The sequence below is a fragment of the Streptomyces sp. NBC_01474 genome (assembly GCF_035918215.1).
Classification (GTDB): domain Bacteria; phylum Actinomycetota; class Actinomycetes; order Streptomycetales; family Streptomycetaceae; genus Streptomyces; species Streptomyces aureus.
Genome location: NZ_CP109449.1, coordinates 5,172,677 through 5,193,719 on the forward strand (window position 1 = coordinate 5,172,677; position 21,043 = coordinate 5,193,719).

At 72.1% G+C, this 21,043-nt stretch carries 19 protein-coding genes; 7 read left to right on the top strand and 12 right to left on the bottom strand.

Going from position 1 to position 21,043, the window contains the following annotated elements:
• Positions 1-3: 3 nt before the first annotated feature.
• Genes OG758_RS23710 through OG758_RS23720 form a run of 3 tightly spaced genes read right to left on the bottom strand, consistent with a single transcriptional unit; the run spans position 4 to position 3,670 of the window.
• On the bottom strand, positions 4-1,758 hold the full coding sequence (locus tag OG758_RS23710) for an L-aspartate oxidase (RefSeq protein WP_326711812.1): 1,755 nt from the start codon (positions 1,756-1,758) through the stop codon (positions 4-6).
• Complete coding sequence (gene panC, locus OG758_RS23715) at positions 1,755-2,744, bottom strand: pantoate--beta-alanine ligase (RefSeq protein ID WP_326711813.1); 990 nt, start codon at positions 2,742-2,744, stop codon at positions 1,755-1,757. Before panC ends, OG758_RS23710 begins: the two co-directional genes overlap by 4 nt.
• Positions 2,741-3,670, bottom strand: a complete 930-nt coding sequence (locus OG758_RS23720; protein WP_326711814.1) for a Rossmann-like and DUF2520 domain-containing protein — start codon at positions 3,668-3,670, stop codon at positions 2,741-2,743. Before OG758_RS23720 ends, panC begins: the two co-directional genes overlap by 4 nt.
• Positions 3,671-3,804: 134 nt before the next feature.
• On the opposite strand from OG758_RS23720, the gene OG758_RS23725 reads away from it, so the two are divergent.
• Complete coding sequence (locus OG758_RS23725; protein ID WP_326711815.1) at positions 3,805-4,995, top strand: threonine aldolase family protein; 1,191 nt, start codon at positions 3,805-3,807, stop codon at positions 4,993-4,995.
• Positions 4,996-5,033: 38 nt separating this feature from the next.
• Here OG758_RS23725 and OG758_RS23730 read toward each other — a convergent pair whose 3' ends face one another.
• Complete coding sequence (locus OG758_RS23730; RefSeq protein ID WP_326711816.1) at positions 5,034-5,252, bottom strand: hypothetical protein; 219 nt, start codon at positions 5,250-5,252, stop codon at positions 5,034-5,036.
• Between the two features lie 232 nt (positions 5,253-5,484).
• Between OG758_RS23730 and OG758_RS23735 the strand changes: the two genes are divergently transcribed.
• Positions 5,485-6,591, top strand: a complete 1,107-nt coding sequence (locus OG758_RS23735; protein ID WP_326711817.1) for a DUF5937 family protein — start codon at positions 5,485-5,487, stop codon at positions 6,589-6,591.
• 13 nt (positions 6,592-6,604) lie between these two features.
• Here the strand turns inward: OG758_RS23735 and OG758_RS23740 are convergent, their stop codons facing one another.
• The gene (locus OG758_RS23740; RefSeq protein ID WP_326711818.1) at positions 6,605-7,279 is read right to left on the bottom strand and encodes a response regulator transcription factor; all 675 of its coding nucleotides are present in this window, start codon (positions 7,277-7,279) and stop codon (positions 6,605-6,607) included.
• A 54-nt stretch (positions 7,280-7,333) separates the two neighbouring features.
• Entirely contained in the window at positions 7,334-8,536 is a 1,203-nt protein-coding gene (locus OG758_RS23745; RefSeq protein ID WP_326711819.1) for a sensor histidine kinase, read from the bottom strand.
• 118 nt (positions 8,537-8,654) lie between these two features.
• Here OG758_RS23745 and OG758_RS23750 point away from each other — a divergent pair, with 118 nt between their 5' ends.
• Positions 8,655-9,680 (top strand): SAM-dependent methyltransferase, encoded by a 1,026-nt coding sequence (locus tag OG758_RS23750; RefSeq protein ID WP_326711820.1) that lies wholly within the window; start codon positions 8,655-8,657, stop codon positions 9,678-9,680.
• Here OG758_RS23750 and OG758_RS23755 read toward each other — a convergent pair.
• On the bottom strand, positions 9,645-10,796 hold the full coding sequence (locus OG758_RS23755; RefSeq protein WP_326711821.1) for an NADH-quinone oxidoreductase subunit D: 1,152 nt from the start codon (positions 10,794-10,796) through the stop codon (positions 9,645-9,647). The genes OG758_RS23750 and OG758_RS23755 overlap by 36 nt on opposite strands.
• A gap of 31 nt (positions 10,797-10,827) precedes the next feature.
• Between OG758_RS23755 and OG758_RS23760 the strand changes: the two genes are divergently transcribed.
• Together OG758_RS23760 and OG758_RS23765 are read left to right on the top strand one after the other, a co-directional pair.
• Complete coding sequence (locus OG758_RS23760; RefSeq protein WP_326711822.1) at positions 10,828-11,340, top strand: PH domain-containing protein; 513 nt, start codon at positions 10,828-10,830, stop codon at positions 11,338-11,340.
• On the top strand, positions 11,337-12,683 hold the full coding sequence (locus OG758_RS23765; RefSeq protein WP_326711823.1) for a PH domain-containing protein: 1,347 nt from the start codon (positions 11,337-11,339) through the stop codon (positions 12,681-12,683). The genes OG758_RS23760 and OG758_RS23765 overlap by 4 nt, the downstream gene beginning before the upstream one ends.
• A 97-nt stretch (positions 12,684-12,780) precedes the next feature.
• Here OG758_RS23765 and OG758_RS23770 read toward each other — a convergent pair whose 3' ends face one another.
• From OG758_RS23770 to OG758_RS23785, 4 genes are all read right to left on the bottom strand, one after another.
• Complete coding sequence (locus OG758_RS23770; RefSeq protein WP_326711824.1) at positions 12,781-13,830, bottom strand: hypothetical protein; 1,050 nt, start codon at positions 13,828-13,830, stop codon at positions 12,781-12,783.
• A 129-nt stretch (positions 13,831-13,959) separates the two neighbouring features.
• A complete protein-coding gene (locus tag OG758_RS23775; RefSeq protein ID WP_326711825.1) occupies positions 13,960-14,937 on the bottom strand; it encodes an ABC transporter substrate-binding protein in 978 nt (325 codons plus the stop codon).
• Positions 14,938-15,056: 119 nt separating this feature from the next.
• Positions 15,057-15,737 (bottom strand): ABC transporter permease, encoded by a 681-nt coding sequence (locus tag OG758_RS23780; RefSeq protein WP_326711826.1) that lies wholly within the window; start codon positions 15,735-15,737, stop codon positions 15,057-15,059.
• The gene (locus OG758_RS23785) at positions 15,734-16,513 is read right to left on the bottom strand and encodes an ABC transporter permease (RefSeq protein ID WP_326711827.1); all 780 of its coding nucleotides are present in this window, start codon (positions 16,511-16,513) and stop codon (positions 15,734-15,736) included. Before OG758_RS23785 ends, OG758_RS23780 begins: the two co-directional genes overlap by 4 nt.
• Before the next feature lie 184 nt (positions 16,514-16,697).
• Here OG758_RS23785 and OG758_RS23790 point away from each other — a divergent pair, with 184 nt between their 5' ends.
• Positions 16,698-17,846, top strand: coding sequence for an ABC transporter ATP-binding protein (locus OG758_RS23790; protein WP_326711828.1), 1,149 nt, complete (start codon positions 16,698-16,700; stop codon positions 17,844-17,846).
• Between the two features lie 52 nt (positions 17,847-17,898).
• On the opposite strand, the gene OG758_RS23795 is transcribed toward OG758_RS23790, so the two are convergent.
• Positions 17,899-19,014 carry an alpha/beta hydrolase gene (locus OG758_RS23795; RefSeq protein WP_326711829.1) on the bottom strand — a complete coding sequence of 372 codons (1,116 nt, stop codon included), beginning with the start codon at positions 19,012-19,014 and terminating at the stop codon, positions 17,899-17,901.
• 185 nt (positions 19,015-19,199) lie between these two features.
• On the opposite strand from OG758_RS23795, the gene OG758_RS23800 reads away from it, so the two are divergent.
• A complete protein-coding gene (locus OG758_RS23800) occupies positions 19,200-21,017 on the top strand; it encodes a phosphatidylglycerol lysyltransferase domain-containing protein (protein ID WP_326711830.1) in 1,818 nt (605 codons plus the stop codon).
• Positions 21,018-21,043 lie beyond the last annotated feature (26 nt).

Below are 21,043 nucleotides of genomic sequence, written 5' to 3' on the forward strand. Positions count from 1 at the left end.
CTCTCACTGCTCCTGCTGGTTTGTACGGCACTCGGGGCGGGTCGGGGGGAATTCTGCGGTGGGCGTGGTGTGCACGGCCAGCGTCCGGTCGGGATTCAGCCGTACGACGATGTGGCGCCGCCATGCCGCGTCGTCGCGGTCGGCGTGGTCCTCGCGCCAGTGGCAGCCGCGGGTCTCCTCACGGCGGCGGGCCGCGGCGACGAGGACGCGGGCGACGCACAGGAGGTTGGTGGCCTCCCAGGTGTCGACGCCGGGCTCCGAGGTCTTGCCGTTCTCCGCGAGGGCGCCCGCCGCTTCGGCGTGGATGCGGCCGAGTCCCGCGGCGGCCTCGGCCAGGGAGTCCGCGGAGCGCAGCACGCCGGCGCCCCGCGTCATGACGCGCTGGACGGCGAACCGCGCCTCGGGCGGCATCAGGGCGTGGGTCGGGGTCTCCGGGTGCGGGACGGGCGCGGGCACGCGCGCGTGGAGACCGTTCTCCCGGTGGTTCGCGGCGATGTCGTCCGCGATGCGCTCGGCGTAGACCAGGCCCTCCAGGAGGGAGTTGGAGGCGAGGCGGTTCGCGCCGTGGACGCCGGTGCAGGCGACCTCTCCGCACGCGTACAGGCCGGGGACCGTCGTGCGGCCCTGGAGGTCCGTGCGGACGCCTCCGGAGGCGTAGTGCGCGGCGGGCGCCACGGGGATGGGCTCGGTGACCGGGTCGATGCCGTGGGCGCGGCAGGCGGCGAGGATCGTGGGGAACCGGGTCTCCCACATCTCGGCGCCGAAGTGCCGGGCGTCCAGGTACATGTGCTCGGCGCCCAGCTCCTGCATACGGCGCATGATGCCCTTGGCGACGATGTCGCGCGGCGCGAGCTCGGCCAGTTCGTGCTGGCCGACCATGAAGCGGACCCCGTCGGCGTCGACGAGGTGGGCGCCCTCGCCGCGTACGGCCTCGGAGACCAGCGGCTGCTGGCCCTCCGCGTCCGCGCCGAGGAAGAGCACCGTCGGGTGGAACTGCACGAACTCCAGGTCGGAGACCTCCGCGCCCGCGCGCAGGGCGAGCGCGACACCGTCGCCGGTGGAGACGTGCGGATTGGTGGTGGCGGAGAAGACCTGGCCCATGCCGCCGGTCGCGAGGACCACCGCGGGCGCCAGCACGGCGCCGACGCCGTCGTGCTGGCCCTCCCCCATGACGTGCAGGGAGACGCCCGCCGTGCGCCCGTCGGCGTCCGTGAGGAGATCGAGGACCAGGGCGTTCTCGACGGTCCTGATCCCACGCGCGCGTACCGCTTCGACGAGGGCGCGGGAGATCTCGGCGCCGGTGGCGTCGCCGCCCGCGTGCGCGATGCGGCGGCGGTGGTGGCCGCCCTCCCGGGTGAGCGCGAGGGCGCCGTCGGCCGACTCGTCGAAGTGGGCGCCGGTCGCGATGAGCCGCCGTACGGCGTCGGGGCCCTCCGTGACGAGGGTGCGGACCGCTTCCTCGTCGCACAGGCCCGCGCCCGCGACGAGCGTGTCGTCGAGATGCTGCTCGGGGGTGTCGCCCTCGCCGAGCGCCGCGGCGACGCCGCCCTGTGCCCAGCGCGTGGAGCCGTCGTCGAGGCGGGCCTTGGTGACGACGACGGTCCGCAGTCCGGCCGCCTGGCAGCGCAGGGCCGCGGTGAGTCCGGCGACACCGGAGCCGACGATCACGACGTCGGCGGTGACGGACCAGCCGGGCGCGGGCGCGTGCAGGCGTATGCCGGTCGCTGTACCGGTGGCTGTGGTCCCTGTGGCACTCATACGGGAGCTCCGAAGGTCAGGGGGATGTTGTCGATCAGCCGCGTCGCACCGACCCTGGCGGCGACGGCGAGCACGGCTTCTCCGGTGTGGCCGCGCTTCACGTCGGTGAAGTCGGCCGGATCCACGAGAGCGAGGTAGTCCAGCGTGAGCGGCGGCCGGACGCGGGCGGCCTCGTCGAGGACCTGGCGGGCCGCGGCGCGGACGGCTTCGGGGCCGCCGGGCGACGCCTTCGCGACGGCGTGCGCGTCGGCCGCGGCACGGGCCTCGCCGATCGCGTTCAGGGCATCGGCACGCGCGTGCGTGGAGGGCGCCTCCTGGGCACGCGCGCGCAGGGCCTCCTGGGCGGCGTGCCGGTCACGGCCGGCGAAGAGCGCCTGGGACAGGGCGAGCGCGGTGCGCCGCTCTTCGGCGGAGAGGTAGCGGTTGCGGCTGGAGAGGGCCAGGCCGTCGTCCTCGCGCACGGTGGGTACGCCGACGATCTCCACGGGGAAGTTCAGGTCGCGCACCATGCGGCGGACCAGGGCGATCTGCTGGGCGTCCTTCTGCCCGAACAGCGCGATGTCGGCCGCGGTCAGGTGCAGCAGCTTGGCGACGACGGTGAGCATGCCGTCGAAGTGGCCGGGCCGCGAGGCGCCTTCGAGGCGCTCGCCCATGGGGCCCGCGACGACGCGGACCTGGGGCTCGCCGCCGGGGTAGACCTCGTCCGCGGAGGGCGCGAACACGACGTCGGCGCCCGCCTGCTCGGCGATCTTGACATCGGAGTCGAGGGTGCGCGGATAGCGGTCGAGGTCCTCGCCCGCGCCGAACTGGAGCGGGTTCACGAAGACGGTCGTCACCACTTCGCCGTCGGCACCGGCGATCGAGCGGGCCGTGCGGATCAGTTCGGCGTGGCCGTCGTGCAGGGCGCCCATCGTCATGACGACGGCGCGCCGGCCCGCACGCGTGCGCGCGCGCAGTTCATCGGCGGTGTGCAGCACTGTGGTCATCGCTTGTCTCCCTCGGCGCCGTCGGCCAGGACCCCCAGCAGGTCCTCGGCGAGTTCGGGCTTGAGCAGGCCGTGCGCGAGGGCACGGTCGGCGGTGGCGCGGGCCATCGCCAGATACCCGGCGACGGTCTCGGGCGCGTGCTTGCGCAGCTCGGTGACATGGGCGGCGACCGTGCCCGCGTCCCCGCGCGCGACGGGCCCGGTCAGCGCCGCGTCGCCGGACCTGAGGGCGTTGTCGAGGGCCGCGCCGAGCAGCGGGCCGAGCATCCGGTCGGGGGCCTCGACGCCCGCGGTCCGGAGCAGTTGCATGGACTCGGCGACCAGCGTGACCAGGTGGTTCGCGCCGAGGGCGAGCGCCGCGTGGTACAGCGGGCGCGACTCCTCGCGGATCCACTCGGGCTCGCCGCCCATCTCGATGACGAGCGCCTCCGCGGCGAGCCGCAGCTCCTCGGGCGCGGTCACGCCGAAGGCGCAGCCGGCCAGCCGCTGTACGTCTACGGGGGTGCCGGTGAACGTCATGGCGGGGTGCAGCGCGAGCGGCAGCGCGCCGGCCCGCAGTGCGGGGTCGAGCACCTTCGTGCCGTAGCGCCCCGAGGTGTGCACGATCAGCTGTCCCGGGCGTACGGAACCGGTCTCGGCGAGCCCTTCCACGAGGCCGGGCAGCGCGTCGTCGGGCACCGTGAGGAGCACGAGTTCGGCGCGCGCGAGGACCTCGGCGGGCGTCACGACGGGGACGTCGGGCAGCAGGCGGCCGGCCCGGCGCACGGATGCCTCGGAGACCGCGGAGACGGCGACCGGGCGGTGCCCCGCGAGGGCCAGGGAGGCCGCGAGGGCGGGGCCGACACGGCCCGCGCCGACCACTCCGACGGTGAGCCGGGCCGGGCGGTCCCTTGGGTCGGTGGGTTCGGGTCGAGGAGGTGCGTTCACAGGACGACGGCCTTCCGTTCCAGTCCGCTCGGGGTACCGGACGATTTCTCGTCATGTTAACGCGATCTGCTCCACGAGCCCCGGCCCGTCCACAGGCTGTGGGCAACCGCACGCGCGTACGACATCATCGGCGGATGACGGAAAGCGAAGAGCGGGAGAACCCCGCGGCGGACGACGCGACGAAGGCGCGGGAGCGCCGCGCCGCGGCCGTGCGGGGCGCCGAGCGGATCCTGGGCGCGCACGGCCTCGACGCCACCATCGGTGAGCGCCTGACGGCCCTCACGGAGGCCGCATGGTCGGTCGCCGACCCGGGCCGGACCGGGGATCTGTACGGCGACGGCATCGTCGCCGACCTGGAGGAGCGCGTCGCGGGGCTCCTCGGCACGGAGGCGGCGGCCTACTTCCCCACCGGCACGATGGCGCAGCAGGTCGCGCTGCGCTGCTGGGCGGGCCGTACGGGGAACCCGACGGTCGCCCTGCACCCGATGGCACACCCGGAGCGCCACGAGCGCGGCGCCTTCAGCGCGCTGAGCGGCCTGCGCACCGTCCACCCGACGACCGAGCCGCGGCTGCCCGACGCCGACGAGGTACGCGACTTCGCCGAGCCCTTCGGCGCGCTGATGCTCGAACTGCCGCTCCGGGACGCCGGTTACGTACTGCCCACCTGGGACGAGCTGGTCGCCGTCACCGAGGCGGCCAGGGAACGGGACGCCGTCGTGCACTTCGACGGGGCACGCCTGTGGGAGTGCACCACCCACTTCGGGCGCTCCCTGGCCGAGATCGCCGACCTCGCCGACAGCGTGTACGTGTCGTTCTACAAGACCCTCGGCGGCCTCAGCGGGGCGGCGCTCGCCGGGCCCCGGTCGTTCATCGAGGAGGCGAAGACCTGGCGCCACCGCTACGGGGGCCAGCTCTTCCAGCAGTTCCCCGCGGTGCTCTCGGCCCTGGTCGGCCTGGAGCGGGAGCTGCCGCGCGTGCCCGACTACGTGGCCCACGCGCGCGTGGTCGCCGAGGCGCTGCGCGAAGGGTTCGCCGAGGCCGGGGTGCCGTGGGTGCGGGTGCACCCCGAGGTGCCGCACACGCACGAGTTCCAGGTCTGGCTGCCGTACGCCTCGAAACGGCTCGACGAGGCGTCGGTGCTGCAGGCCGAGCAGACCCGGACGTCGCTGTTCCGGCGCTGGTGGGAGCAGGGCCCTCCGGGGCTTTCGGTCACCGAGGTCACGGTCTCCGCGCGCGGGCTCGAATGGACCGCCGACGACGTCCGCGCGGCCGTCGCGGACTTCGTGGCGCTCATCCCCCCGGAGACCGCCGCCCAGAACGCCTGACCGGCGCAGCCTGACCGGCGTCCGTCATGGGCTTGAGGTCAGCAGCCCGCCGCGCCGCGGTGCGGGTGGATCAGGCGGGCCAGGGCGGCCCGGATACGGCCGTGCGCCGGGCGGCCGGCGACGACCGCGCGGAAGCGGCGGTAGTCGCGCAGCTCGCGGATGGCGCCCCAGTCGTGGACGCCCGGCGCCGGCGGAGCGGGCTCCCCGTGCAGGGAGGCGCGGTAGACATCCAGTGCGTACTGCTGATTGATGCTCATGACGTACCCCTCACTGGTCTTCTCATTGTCACGTCATGACCATGAATGCGGCTATTCGGAGAGCTTTATTTGCTTTGCAGAGCTTTATTGGCACTGTTTGGCATTCATCGCTCTTTGCCGCTTCGGTCCGACCTAAAGGAGACTCCGCCCGGCGCCCACGCCCGGTCACGTGGATTGACGGGAGCCGTCAATCGAGAACTCGGTTGTCCGACCCTGCGTGCACCATGGAGCCATGAGCGTGAGCATCGACATCAGCGGGCTGGCCCCGGAGCGGATCAGTGTCGTGCCCTCGCCCCTGGCCGAGCTGGGCATGGCGCTGCACGCGCTGGCCGAGCCCGCGCACCACCCGGGGCTCCAGGGCTGGACGACCGCGGTGTCCGCGCGCCTCGACCCGTGCCTCGCGGACCGGCTCTGCGAGGCGGACTTCCTGTGGCGGGCGACGTTCTCGGACGTGTTCGCGCCGTTCGCCGGGATCCCGGGCCGGGCCGCCCTGCCCGGTGCCACCCTCGCCGAGGAGCTCGATCTGCTCGACAAGCTGACCGACCGTCAGTTCGTGGACGCAGCACTTGAGTTCACCTGCCAGAACAGCTACGCGCTGCGCGAGGCCAACCCGCTGGACGACCCGGACATGCACCGTCGCGCCCTGGACCTCGCGGCCACACGCGGGCTGCCCCAGGTCCAGTTCACTCAGCGGCTCCTGGACGACCCGCCCGCCGTACGCGCCTGGTTCCGGCGGCTCGTGGAGGACTGCGAGGAGGCGTTCTTCGCGGACATCTGGGCCCGCGTCCACCACCAGCTCGCGGCCGACGCCCGGCACAAGACCGAGCTCCTGAGGCGCAAGGGCCTGGCCGAGGCGCTGACGGCGGTGTCGTCGGTCGTCACGCTCGACGAGACGGCGAACCTGATCACCGTCGACAAGATCACCGTGGGCCGCACGACCACGGAGGACGGCGGTCTCGTCCTCGTGCCGACCAGCCTCGGCTGGCCACACCTCATGGTGCTGCACCGCTTCGGATGGCAGCCGGCGATCACGTATCCCGTCGGCTCGCCCGGCCTCACCACACCGGCGACCGTCGAGCAGCTCACGCGCCGGATGACGGCCCTCGCGCACCCCGTACGCATGCGCCTGTGCCGCCACCTCGCACGCGGCGCGTACACGACGAGCGAGCTCTCCGACGCGCACGGAATGACGGCACCGGAGATATCCCGCCACCTGACCGTGCTCAAGAAGGCGGGCCTAATCACCACGCGCCGCCGGGGCCGCTACGTCCAGCACCAGCTGGATCTGACGGCCGTCGCCCGCCTGGGCAGCGACTTCATCGAGGGCGTACTGCGCTGACCGCTCGGGAAGGTCAGGCAGCTCCGCCGCCGGCCCGTACGAGCCCCGTCTCGTAGGCGAGTACGACGACCTGGACGCGGTCGCGCAGGTTCAGCTTGGTGAGGATGCGGCCCACGTGCGTCTTCACGGTCGCCTCCGACAGGACGAGCCGTGCGGCGATCTCGCCGTTCGACAGGCCCTGCGCGACGAGGATCATGACCTCGCGCTCGCGCTCTGTGAGCCGGCCGAGCCCGGCGAGCTGCGGCTCCTTCCCGGAGCTGGGCAGCATCGGCGCGAAGCGGTCGAGCAGCCGCCTCGTCGTCGACGGCGCGACCACCGCGTCGCCGCTGTGCACGGCCCGGATCGCGCCGAGCAGCTCGCCGGGCGGCACGTCCTTGAGCATGAACCCCGACGCCCCGGCCTTCAGCCCCGAGAAGGCGTACTCGTCGAGGTCGAACGTCGTCAGGATGAGCACCTTCGGCGGGTTCTCCTCCATGCAGATCCGCCGGGTCGTCTCCACGCCGTCCAGCTTCGGCATGCGGACGTCCATCAGGACCACGTCGACCGCCGTGCCGCGCAGCACCTCCAGCGCCTCGACCCCGTCGCCCGCCTCGGCGACGACCTCCATGTCCGGCTGGGCGTCGAGCACCATCCGGAAGCCGGTGCGCAGCAGCACCTGGTCGTCGACGAGCATCACGCGGATCGCCATGAAGGGGGTCCCTTTCGGTACGTGTACGGGGTCGGGTTCAGTACGTGCACGGCGTCAGTGGGCGGGCTTGAGCGGCAGCAGCGCGCTGATCCGGAATCCGCCGCCGGGGCGCGGTCCCGCGTCGAGCGTCCCGCCGACCATACCGACGCGCTCCCGCATGCCGATGAGTCCGTGCCCGCGGCCGTCGGCGCCCCCGTCCTCGTACAGCTCGTGCGGGGCGCCCTTGCCGTCGTCCTCGACGAGCAGGCCGAGGCCGTCGTCGAAGTAGACGAGCCGGACGCTCGCGCCCGCGTTCGCGCCGCCGTGCTTACGGGTGTTGGTCAGCGCCTCCTGCACGATGCGGTACGCGGTCAGCTCGACGCCGCTGGGCAGCGGGCGCGGGGTCCCCTCGACCTTGAAGTCGACGGGCAGGCCCGCGGTGCGCACCTGCTCGATCAGCTCGTCGAGCTGCTCGACGTCGGGCTGCGGCACGTACTCGCCGCTCTCCTGGTGCTCACCGGTGCGCAGCACTCCGAGCAGGCGCCGCATCTCGGCGAGCGCCTGCCGGCCGGTGCCGGAAATCGTCTCCAGGGCCTTCCTCGCCTGCTCGGGAGCCGTGTCCATGACGTACGCGGCGCCGTCCGCCTGCACCACCATCACCGACACGTTGTGGGCGACGACGTCGTGCAGCTCGCGCGCGATCCGGGCCCGCTCGGCGGCGACGGCGACCTTCGACTGGGCCTCGCGCTCCTTCTCCAGACGCGCGGCGCGCTCCTCCAGCTCCGCCAGGTAGGCGCGGCGTGTGCGGACGGAGTCACCGAGCACCCAGGCCAGGGCGAACGGCACCATCTGGAAGATGGTGATCAGCACGTTGCCCGCGCTGCTCGTCTCGTGCATCGGCCAGCGCAGCTGCGAGAGAGGCGCCGCGCACAGGCCGCCGATCAGCGCGAATCTCGACGCCCAGCGCGGGCTGTCCGCCGCCACGGTGTAGATGATCACCAGCATGGCGAAGTCGGCCGGCTGCACGCGGACGTCCGCGACGAGCTGGAAGACGCCCACGAGGGCGATGAGGATGAGCATCCGCTCGGGAGCGCGCCTGCGCAGGGCGACGGCCAGGCTCAGCGCCAGGACGACGGGGATCCCCAGGAGGCGGGCGTCGCCCTGCATGTTCTCCTGCCCCGCGATCAGACTCATGCCGGAGACCCCGAGGAGGACGACGGCCCAGAAGCTGTCGACCCACGTCGGGTGTCGGCGGAAGAAGTCGTAAAGGCGCTGCACGTAACCCAGCGTAAAGAAGCGTGCAGTGTGCAGAGGTCAACCGGAGGATCGATCCGAGTACCGCCCGCGTACTCCCCAAGGTGGAGGCCGACCCCTTCTCCGGCCCTAGCCTCTCCCTGTGACGAACGAGCAGTGGGGTGCGGGGCGTGGGTGGCGCGAGGCGACGGAGGAGGCGCTGTACGGGCCGCGCGGCTTCTATCGCAGGCCTGAGGGACCCGCGGGGCATTTCCGCACGTCGGTGCATGCGTCGCCGCTGTTCGCCGGGGCCGTCGCGCGGCTTCTGTGCCGGGTGGACGAGGCACTCGGGGGCGCGTCGGAACTCGCCTTCGTCGACATGGGCGCGGGCCGCGGCGAGCTGGTGACGGGCGTCCTGGGGGCGCTGCCCGCCGAGGTGGCGGCCCGCACGCGCGCGTACGCGGTGGAACGGGCGGAGCGTCCCGCCGGTCTCGACCACCGCATCGAGTGGTGCGCACACCCCCCGAAGGGGGTCACCGGACTCCTCTTCGCGAACGAGTGGCTCGACAACGTCCCCCTGGACGTCGTCGAGGCCGACACCTCCGGAGTGCCGCGCCACGTCCTCGTACAGCAGGACGGGACCGAGGAGCTCGGGGAGCCCATGGTGGACGGGCCGGAGGCGGAGTGGCTGGCCCGGTGGTGGCCGCTCGCCGGTGAACCGGGGCTTCGGGCGGAGATCGGCCTCCCCAGGGACGCCGCCTGGGCCGCGGCCGCGGGAACGCTGGAGCGCGGTGCGGCGGTCGCCGTCGACTACGCGCACTCCCGGGATGCCCGGCCCCCCTTCGGGACGCTCACGGGCTTCCGTGAGGGCCGTGAGACCCCGCCCGCGCCGGACGGCTCGTGCGACATCACGGCCCATGTGGCGCTCGACGCGTGCGCGCTCCCGGGCGCCCTGCTCCTCACGCAGCGCGCGGCACTGCACGCCCTCGGGGTGAGCGGCGGCCGTCCGCCGCTGTCGCTCGCCTCCAGCGATCCGGCGGCCTACGTGCGGGCCCTGTCCGGGGCGGGCGAGGCCGCCGAGCTGACCGCGGCGGGCGGGCTCGGCGACTTCGGCTGGCTGGTGCAGCCCGTGGGCGCAGGCGTACGGGACCTCCTACTTGTCGATGTCGCCGACGACGAAGAACAGTGACCCGAGGATCGCCACCATGTCCGACACGAGCGTGCCGGGCAGCAGCTCGGCGAGTGCCTGGATGTTGTTGTACGAGGCGGACCGCAGCTTGAGCCGGTACGGCGTCTTCTCGCCCTTGCTGACCAGGTAGTAGCCGTTGATCCCGAGCGGGTTCTCGGTCCACGCGTACGTGTGGCCCTCGGGCGCCTTGAGGACCTTCGGGAGGCGCTGGTTGACGGGGCCGGGCGGCAGCTCGGCGAGCCGGTCCAGGCAGGCGTCGGCGAGGTCCAGGGCGTTGTGGGTCTGCTCCAGGAGGACCTCGAAGCGGGCCAGGCAGTCGCCCTCGCGCCGCGTGACGACCTTCAGGGTGTCCTGGAGCTCCCCGTACGCGAGGTACGGCTCGTCGCGGCGCAGGTCGAAGTCGACGCCGGAGGCCCGGGCGATCGGACCGCTCACTCCGTAGGAGTGCACCGCCTCCGGGGACAGCACGCCCACGTTGCGCGTGCGGCCGCGGAAGATCTCGTTGCCGAGGACCAGGTCGTCGTACACGTCCATGCGCGAGCGCACCGAGGCGACCGCCTCACGCGCGCGGGTGGTCCAGCCGGCCGGCACGTCCTCCTTGAGGCCGCCGACGCGGTTGAACATGTAGTGCATGCGGCCGCCGGACATCTCCTCCATGACGTGCTGGAGTTCCTCGCGTTCCCGGAAGGCATAGAACACCGGGGTGATTCCGCCCAGTTCGAGCGGGTACGAACCAAGGAACATCAGGTGGTTGAGAACCCGGTTCAGCTCCGCGAGCAGGGTGCGCAGCCACACCGCGCGCTCAGGGACCTCCATGCCGAGCATCCGCTCGACGGCGAGGACGACCCCGAGTTCGCTCGAGAAGGCGGAGAGCCAGTCGTGGCGGTTGGCCAGCATCACGATCTGCCGGTAGTCGCGGGCCTCGAAGAGCTTCTCCGCGCCGCGGTGCATATAGCCGATGACCGGCTCGGCCTGCCGGATGCGCTCGCCGTCGAGGACGAGGCGCAGGCGCAGCACCCCGTGCGTGGACGGGTGCTGCGGGCCGATGTTGAGCACCATGTCGGTGGTCTCGGCGGCGCCGCCGATGCCGACCGTCGTCTCCGTCGTGGGCGTCATGGGAACAGTGTCTCGTACGTAGGGTGGGTGCATGGAAACGGGGACTGAGGGGATGGCGGCTCCGAGGGCGGGAGCCGGGGCGGAACCGGTGTGGACCGGGCTCCCGAGAGGGCTGCTGAAGGTGCGCAGGCTGCTGCTCGTGCTGTGGCTGGTGCCGCTGACGGCGGCGGTGGGGGTGCTGCTCGGAGTGTTCGCCGGTGGCGTGTGGGCGGCATTCGGGCTGCTGCCGCTCGCCGGACTGCTGTGGGGATGGCCGATGCTCGGGCGCAACTGGCGCTCGTGGCGCTACGCCGAGCGCGCCGACGACCTGCTGATCAGCCGGGGCGTCCTGTGGCGTGAGGAAACGATCGTGCCGTACGGGCGCATGCAGCTCGTCGAGGTCACGTCCGGGCCGCTCGAGCGGAAGTTCGGGCTCGCGAGCCTCCAGCTGCACACGGCGGCCGCGGCGACCGACGCCACGATCCCTGGTCTGACGCCCGCCGAGGCCGAGCGCCTGCGCGACCGGCTCACCGAACTCGGCGAGGCCCGATCGGCGGGGCTGTGACCGCCCCGGACGTCCACGAGGACGTACGGGACCAGGATCTGACCGCCGGGGCGCGCGAGCGGCGCCTGCACCCCGTCACGCCGTTGCGCCGGGCCTGGGCGCCCGTCGCGATCGTCCTCGGCTGGGCGGTCCACGACCTGAACGAGGCGCAGCGCAGGCTCGCCCAGCTCACCGCGACCACCCTCTTCATCGGCATTGCCGTACTGATCCCGGCCGCCGCCCTCTACGGGTTCCTGACCTGGTGGTTCACGCACTTCTCCGTCACCGACGCCGAACTGCGCATCCGTACGGGCCTGTTGTTCCGCCGCACCGCCCACATCCGGCTCGACCGGATCCAGGCCGTGGACGTCACCCAGCCGCTGCTCGCCCGCTTCGTGGGCGTCGCCAAGCTCAAACTGGATGCCATAGGCGCGGACAAGAAGGACGAACTCGCCTATCTCGGCGAGCGCGAGGCCCGCGAGCTGCGCGCCGAACTGCTCGCCCGTGCGGCCGGGTTCGCGCCCGAGACCGTGCGCGATGTCGGCGAGGCACCGGCCGAGCAGATCCTGCACGTGCCGCCCCGCATGCTCGCCGTCTCACTTCTGCTCACCGGCGGGCCCTGGGCGATGCTGCTCGCCGCGGTCGTCGTGCCGGCGCTGCTGTGGTTCGCCACCCACAACCTGTGGACGGTGCTCGCCGTGGCCGTCCCGCTCGCGGGCGGCGCCGGCACGAACAGCGTGGGCCGCTTCATCAAGGAGTACGACTGGACGGTGGGCGAGTCGCCCGACGGCCTGCGCATCGACCACGGCCTCCTCGACCGCGACCACGAGACGGTGCCGCCGGGACGGGTGCAGACCGTACGGATCGTGGAGCCGCTGCTGTGGCGGCGGCGCGGCTGGGTGCGCGTCGAACTGGCCGTGGCCGGCTCGTCGAACTCCGTCCTCGTGCCGGTCGCGCCCCGCGAGATCGCGGAGGGCGTGGTGGAACGGGTGCTTCCCGGGGTGACGGTGCCGGGCGCGGAGGCGCTGACCCGGCCGCCGAAGCGCGCGGCGTGGTGCGTGCCGGTGTGGTGGCGGGGCTACGGGCTCGTGACGACCGACGCGGTGTTCGCGTCCCGGCACGGTCTGATGCGGCGGCGGCTCGCGCTGGTGCCGCACGCGAAGGTGCAGAGTGTGCGGCTCACGCAGGGGCCCTGGGAGCGGTTCCGGGGCGTGGCCGACGTCCATGTGGACACGGGTGCCAACAAGACGGTGACGGCCCGGCTGCGGGACGCCGGGGAGGCGGCGGCGCTCCTGCGGGCCCAGGCGGACCGCTCACGGACGGGACGGAAGGTGGCACGGCCCGACCGCTGGATGGCCCCGTGAGGGCGGCGGCATGGCGATGGGGCGGGGCCTCGGTGTGACACACACCGAGGCCCCGCCCCATTTACGTCGTACGTGCTTACGTCTCCGCCGCCGGAACCTATGCCCGCATCGCTGACCGCAGCTCCGCCACGTCGATCTGCTCCGTCTCGTCGTGAGCGGTCAGGTCGATGACCTGGCTGACGCCCTCGCCCGAGGTCGTGGCGTCGGCCTGCTTGAACTCGGCCTCGGCGTCCGCCTTGTGGAGCGCGAGGGCCTCCTCGCCGACGACGTCCGCGAGGTCGGTGTTCTGCACGGCCTCCAGGGCCGCGGGCGCCACGCCCTTCGTACCGAAGAAGTCGAATCCGCCCTCGACCAGGGGCCGCCGCACCGCCGCGGGCGGCACGACCGCCGCCGCGGCCGGGACGGTGAAGTGGCCGGGGACGCCGGACGGCAGGGCGGCCACGTGCTCGTGCTCCTGTGCGCGGGCCGCCTCGGGCTTCCCCTGCGGCTCACCGCCCTGGGGAGCCGCGGCCTTCGGGCCGTCGCCCCGCGGAGGGTTCGCGGCGCGCGCCATACGGTCGAGCGCGGCGTTCGCCCGCAGATAGAGCACCGGAGAAGTCACCGGCGCGCCGGTGGACGTGGCGCGCTGCGCCGGGACGAGCTCGGCGCCGGGTGCCGGGGAGGCGGCCGCGGGCAACGCACGCGCCGGGGCCGAGGCCTCTATCGCGAGCTGCCTGCGGCCCTCCAGGGCGGTGGCCCGCTCCGTCTCCGCTGTCGCGTAGCGCCGCAGCAGGGCCGCGTGCTCGTTGCGCAGGGCCGCCAGCTCCGTGCGCTTGCCGCGCAGCTTCGCCTCCATCTTGAAGCGCAGCTCACGCGACTCCTCGAGGTCCGTCTCGAGTTCGGCGACGCGCTCGTCGTGGCGCCATTCGTCGCTCACCCGCGACCGGTTCAGCTCGGCGACGCGCTTGCCCGCCAGCCGGTCCCAGCGGCGCATGACGACCGCGCCCACCACGGCAGCGCAGGCGGCGGCACCGACCAGGCCGCGCAGCACGAGCGGCTCCGCGGTCAGCCAGGCGCCGGCCGCGCAGACGAGCGGGACGCCTGCGATCGCCGAGGGGGGAAGCAGCCTGTGCAGGGGTGGGGAATGGCGGTGACGTCCACGTGGCATGGCCAGAAACTTACCGCGCGTAGGCGAATCGTGGTGCCCCGGCAGCCAAAATCCCGTGGTCTTCTGTCCCGCCACTCCCATTCACCCCTGAACTCGGCGCCTTTGCCGATCAGCTCCTGCGCGGACCGTTCAGTTCTTCAGGAGCCCCTTCGACTGGAGATACTCCTTGGCCACATCGGCCTCCTTCTGGCGCTCCGCGTCGACCTTCCGGTTGAGCTCGACGAGATCGCCGGTCGTCAGCGTCTTGGTCAGCTTCCCGAGTACGGCGGCTATCTCCTTGTCGCCCGCGTCCTTGGTGTTCACGACCGGAACGATGTTGTCCGCGTTCTGGAGCTTCTTGTCGTCCTCCAGGAGCACCAGGCCGAAGCTCTTCAGCGTGGCGTCCGTGGTGGTCGTCAGAACCAGCTGGTCCTCACCGTTCTTGACGGCCTGCTTGGCCTGCGTGGTGCCGACACCCTTGGGGTCGATCCCGCTGACCTTGATGCCGTACGTCTTCTCGAGACCCGGGGCGCAGAAGGGCCTCTTCTCGCATTCGTCACCGGCCGCGATCTTGACCTTCTGGCCGGACTTGCCGAGGTCCGAAAGGGTCTTCAGATGGTGCTGTTTCGCGTAATCCGCGCTCACCGCGAAGGCGTTCTGGTCGACGGCCTCTCCGGCGTCGAGCACGGTCAGTCCCTCGGGTCCGGCGAGTCCGCGCAGCGCGGTGACAGTCGCATCAAGATCACTCGAGGCGACGGGCTTGGCGTCCGCGCCGTTCTTCTTGAGATTGAGGAATTCCGCGAGCGTCGCCGCGTATTCGGGAACGACGTCGATGGCGCCCTTGGCGAGCTGCGGCTCGTAGATCTCGCGGTTCTCGACGGTCTTGACCGAGGCGGAGTATCCGGCGTCGGCCAGAACCTGCTTGTAGAGCTCCGCCATCACCTTCGACTCGGTGAACCCGGCGGCGCCGACGACGACCGTGCCCTTCTTGCCGCTCCCCTCCGAGTCGGAGCCGGCCTTGTCGCTCTTGCCGCCCTCCAGGCTGTCCCCGCCGCACGCGGTGAGTCCGGTGGTGAGCGCGCCGACGGCGACCGCCGCCACGGCGATCCGTCGCGTTCTGCTGTTCATCGTTGTCCACCCAATCGAAAGCCGGAATGATCGAAATGCCGTGACGAGATATCAAGTTGGCGTCCCGCCCGCCGCGGCGCCCGTCGGGGGTTCAGCCCGCCTCGCCGCCCGAGCGGGGTTCAGCGCGCCGCGCCGGAGCGGCCCTTCATCGGATCCAGAACCCGCCCCGCGCCCGCCAGGACGCCCTCCACGAGCAGCGCGAGCAACGCCACCAGGACCGCGCCGGCGACCACCTGCGGGGTGTCCTGGAGGTTGAACCCGGCCGTGATGATCCGCCCGAGCCCGCCCTTGCCGGCCATCGCGGCGAGCGTCGCCGTGGCGATCACCTGCACCGCCGCCAGCCGGACCCCGGTGATGACCATCGGGTACGCCAGCGGGAGTTCGACCCGCCGGAACACCTGTCCTCCGCTCATCCCCATCCCCCGCGCCGCCTCCACGACGGCCCGGTCGACCTCGCGCATCCCGATGTAGGCGTTGGTCAGCAGCGGCGGCACCGCGAACAGCACGAGCGCGATGAACGTCGGCAGGTCCCCGTGCCGGCCCAGCGGCGTCAGCGTGAGCAGGACGAGCACCGCGAGCGTGGGCACCGCGCGGCCCGCGTTCGAGATGTTGACGGCGAGGCCGCCGCCCTTGCCGATGTGCCCGAGCCACAGCGCGAGCGGCAGGGCGATCAGGCAGGACACGGCGAGGGTGACGCCGCTGAAGTACAGATGCTCGGCCAGGCGGTGCCACACCCCCTTCTGGCCCTGCCAGTTGGCCCCTGTCGTCAGCCAGTCGTAGGCCCCCGATATCGCGCTCATGCCGCCTGCGCCGCCTTCTCCTTACGTCGCTCCGTGTCGCCGGAGCCGCCACCCGGGCGGTCCGGACTGCCGGAGCGGTCCGTGCGTCTGCGTATGCGGGACGTCCCGGACGCGACGCGGGTCCAGGGGGTCAGCCACCGCTGGAGGCCGAGCAGCAGCAGATCGGCGCCCACGGCGAGGAGCACGCACAGCACGGACGCCGTGAGCACCTGGGCCTTGAAGTCGCTGTCGAGCCCGTCCATGATCAGCGTGCCCAGGCCGCCGTAGTCGACGATCGCGCCGACCGTCGTCAGCGCGACCGTGGAGACCGTGGCGATGCGCACGCCCGCGAGCATGGCGGGCAGCGCCAGCGGCAGTTCGACCTCCCACAACAGCCGGACCGGCCCGTACCCCATGCCACGGGCCGCTTCTCTCGCCTCGTCCGGCACGGCCTGGAGGCCCGCCAGGAAATTCCGCACCAGGATCGTCAGGGTGTAGAGGACGAGTCCGGTGATCACGAGCGAGGCGGAGAGCCCGAACAGCGGGAGCAGCAGCGAGAACATGGCCAGCGACGGGATCGTGTAGAGCACCGTCGTCAGGCCGAGCACCGGGCCCGCGAAGGCGCGCCGGCGCCGGGCCAGGAGGGCCAGCGGGAAGGCGATCAGCACGCCGATCACGACGGAAGCGGCCGTGATGCCGATGTGCTGGACGACCGCGTCGACCAGCTCCGGCCTGCGGGTGCGCAGGTATTCCCCGCACACCCACTCATTGGTCACCATGCAATTGGGACTGCTCACCCGTCCCACCTCCCCCGAATCCCCGTACGTATGTCTTGAAACCGCTCGCGCGAGCGCCTGATTCCGACTGCGGACGACCCTAGCCCCCACCACTGACAATCGCCGAGACCCCTCGTCACGACGCAACACGGCCTTCACACAGCGGCTGCCCACAGGCGGCGACTGCCCGGCACAATGGGGACCCATGATCCGGTTCGAGCACGTCACCAAGCGATACGCCGACGGGACAACGGCCGTCGACGACCTGTCCTTCGAGGTGAACGAGGGGGAACTCGTCACGCTCGTCGGCCCGTCGGGCTGCGGCAAGACCACCACGATGAAGATGGTCAACCGGCTCATCGAACCGAGCGAGGGCCGGATACTCCTCGACGGCGACGACATATCCGGCGTCGACCCGGTCCAACTCCGGCGCCGCATCGGCTATGTGATCCAGCAGGTCGGTCTCTTCCCGCACAAGACGGTCCTCGACAACACGGCGACCGTCCCGCACCTCCTCGGCGTCAAGCGCGCCAAGGCCCGCGAACGCGCCGCCGAACTCCTCGACCTCGTCGGGCTCGACCCGCGCACCTTCGGCCACCGCTACCCCGACCAGCTCTCCGGCGGACAGCGTCAACGCGTCGGTGTGGCAAGGGCGTTGGCGGCGGATCCTCCCGTACTCCTGATGGACGAGCCGTTCGGCGCGGTCGACCCGGTCGTGCGCGAACACCTGCAGAACGAGTTCCTGCGCCTCCAGCAGGCCGTGCGCAAGACGGTCCTGTTCGTCACCCACGACATCGAGGAGGCCGTCCGGCTCGGCGACCGGATCGCCGTGTACGGGCAGGGCCGGATCGAGCAGTTCGACACTCCGTCGACCGTCCTCGGCGCCCCCGCGACCGAGTACGTGGCCGACTTCGTCGGCGCGGACCGCGGCCTCAAGCGCCTGTCCGTCACGCCCATCGAGGAGAGCGACCTGGAGCAGCCGCCCGTCGTGCATCTCGACGACCCGCTGCCGGCGAAGCTCGACGCCCCCTGGGCGGTGGTCCTCGACGGCGACAACAACCTGCACGGCTGGATCTCCGCGGAGCACGCGCGCGTGCACAGCGGCACGGTCCGTGAGCATGCCCGCCGCATGGAGGCGTGGCTGCCGGTCGGCGCCTCCCTCAAGCAGGCGTTCGCCACGATGCTCCAGCACGACGCGGGCTGGATCGCCGTCATCGACGAGCACGGCGAGGGCCGCTTCCTCGGCGTCCTCACCCCCGCGCGGCTGCACGAGGCGCTGCGCCGCTCGACGGCGGCGGACGCCCGGGACATCCCGCGCGCGGAGGTCGAACTGGAGACGGTGACGGGGGCCTGAGGGCGCGTGAACCCCGAAGCGTGAGCCCCTAAGCCCCCAAGCCCCCGGATCCCTACTCCGTGATGCGCGCGCTCACCCACGCCAGCGTGGCCGGGATCTCGCGGCGCCAGGTGTTGAAGTTGTGGCCGCCGCTGTCCAGGACGATCGACGAGATACCGGTGGGCGGCTTCACCTCACGGATGAACCTCATCGTGTTCCCGTAGTTGCTCTCGCCGCGCCTGCTCGTGGTGACCAGCAGCGACGTGGCGGGCGGCCTCTCATGTCTCAGGGTCCACATCAGGTCGGCGTGCCGCTCCAGTGCCTCGTCTCCGTGAAAAAGGTCGCCCGTGGTGGGGTCGACGGGCGCCTTGTAGTACGCGGACAGGCCGGCCCCCGCGCCGTAGACCCGGGGGTGGTGCACGGCGATCTTCAGGGCGCAGTAGCCGCCCGTGGAGTCGCCCACGATGCCCCAGCCGCCGGGCTTCCTGTTGACCCTGTAGTGCGCCGAGATGACCTGGGGCAGGTCCCGGGCGAAGAACGTCTCCGTCTGCGGGCCGCCCGGCACGTCCACACACTCCGTGTCGCGCGGCGGCGCCACGGTCGGGCGCATCATCACCAGGATCATCGGCCGCATCGCGCCCGCCCTGGCCTGCTCGTGGGCGGTGGTCGGGTAGCGCAGTCCCTTGATGAGCGCCTCGGCGGTGCCGGGGTAGCCGGTGAGGACGACCGAGGCGGGGAAAGTGTGGTCCCTGTAGCGGCCTTTGAAGTACTCGGGCGGCAGATAGACGTACGCGGACGTGGCGATGTGCGAGCGCTTCCCGACGATGTCGACCTTCTGGATCTGGCCGCCGACCTCGGGCTGTGAGCCGCCCGGCACGTTCACGTACCGCGTGCCGAGTACCTGAAGGGGCCCCCGGGTGCTTACTGCGCCGAGGTCGGTGACCACGCCCTGGCCCTGCTCCCGCCCGAGGAGGTCGTCCCACGTGGCGTAGAACCCGAACGCCTGGTTGGCGGCGAGTCCGACCGAGAGGAACAGCGTGAGCTGCGTCGCGAGCAGCAGGCCCACCCGCCCAGTGACGGATCCCCAGGTGCGGCCCGCCAGGCGTGGCCACAGCCAGACCGTGCCGGCGAAGAGGAGCACGGCCAGTAAGACCGAAAGCGCAAGAACCTTGCTGCTCGTGAGACCCATCGTGCTGTAACCGCCTGCGCTTCCTGGTTTCTGAACCTTTTCCACCGGTTTACCTGGCCGAGTGAACCCGCCTCCCACAAGTCCCGTCCTAGAGGGCGCAATGTGGCCGGATGCCGGAAATGGCACCGGCTTCGAGCCCTCTCGCGGAACTACGGGATGCAATGTCTGTCAGGATAGATGCCGATATGTCAGGCGAGGTTCCGGGCAAAACCCAGCATCTGCGCCGGATACTGCGGGGCCCCCGGCCCGAGGCCGTCCCCGCCCTGATCGCCCGGGCCTGCATCCTCGTCGGACTCCTCGACATCGCGGCGGGCGTCTTCCCGCGGTTCCGGCACAGCCGCATGTACGCGCTGGCCGAGGTCCTGCCCGGCGCCCTCGGCCCGTTCGCGGCCGCACTCGCCATCAGTACGGGTGTCCTGCTGCTCCTCCTCGCACACGGGCTGCGCCGCCGAAAGCGGCGGGCCTGGCGCGCGGCCGTGGTGCTCCTGCCCCTCGGAGCGCTCGCGCAGTTCGCGTACCGGCACTCCCTGTTCGGTGTGCTGATCCCGCTCGTGCTGCTCACGGTGCTGCTGCGCCACCGGAGTGAGTTCGCGGCGCTGCCCGACCCGCGCAGCCGCTGGCGGGCGCTCGCGAACTTCGTGCTCATGGGCGCCGGTTCGATCGTCATCGGCCTCGCCATCGTGAGCGCCCACCCCAAGAAGCTGGTGGGCGACCCGAGCCTGTCCGACCGTCTGGAACACGTCCTGTACGGCCTGTTCGGCATGGACGGACCCGTCGACTACGCGGGCCGCACCTCCTGGACCGTGGCCTGCTCGCTCGGCGCGCTCGGCCTGCTCACCGCGCTGACGACCATTTATCTGGCGTTCCGGCCCGAACACCCGGTCGCACGCCTCACCGAGGACGACGAGGCGCGGCTGCGCTCCCTCCTGGACAAGCACGGCGCCAGGGACTCCCTCGGCCACTTCGCGCTCCGCCGCGACAAGGGGGTCGTCTTCTCTCCCAGCGGCAAGGCGGCCGTCTGCTACCGCGTCGTGTCGGGCGTGATGCTCGCGAGCGGCGACCCCGTCGGGGACGTGGAGGCGTGGCCCGGAGCCATCGAGCGGTTCATGGACGAGGCCAAGGCCCATTCATGGACCCCGGCCGTCATGGGCTGCTCCGAGACGGGCGGCGAGGTCTGGACCCGCGAGACCGGCCTCGACGCACTCGAACTGGGCGACGAGGCGGTGGTGGACACCGCGGATTTCTCCCTGGCCGGGCGTGCGATGCGCAACGTACGCCAGATGGTCAAGAGGATCGAGCGCAATGGCTACGAGACTCGGGTGCGGCGCATCCGTGACCTCGGCGACCAGGAGCTGGAGCGGATCAGGCGTGCCGCCGACGACTGGCGCGGCACCGACACCGAACGCGGCTTCTCCATGGCGCTCGGCCGCATCGGCGACACCGCGGACGGCGACTGCCTGGTCGCCACGGCCCACAAGGACGACGACCCGGCCGGCCCCCACGGCGACCTGAAGGCCGTACTCCACTTCGTCCCCTGGGGCACCGACGGCGTCTCCCTCGACCTGATGCGCCGAGACCGCGCCGCCGACCCCGGCATGAACGAACTCCTCATCGTGGCCGCCCTCCAGGCCGCCCCGAAGCTCGGCATCACGCGGATCTCGCTGAACTTCGCGATGTTCCGCGCCGCGCTCGCGCGCGGCGAGAAGATCGGCGCGGGCCCGGTCCTGCGGGCCTGGCGCGGGCTGCTCGTCTTTCTGTCCCGGTGGTTCCAGATCGAGTCGCTGTACCGGTTCAACGCGAAGTTCCGGCCGCGCTGGGAGCCCCGCTTCGTGGTCTACCGCTCCCCGCGCGACCTGCCCCGGATCGGCTTCGCCGCCATGCAGGCGGAGGGCTTCGTGAACCTCGGCATGCCGCGCGTCCTGCGGCGGCGTACGGCCGCGCCCCGGCCCTGCGCACACGACGGCGCGCCCGACGGCGGTCAGCGCGGCGTGCGGGCCGCCTGAGCCCGGTCCGGTATCCGGCCGTGGCA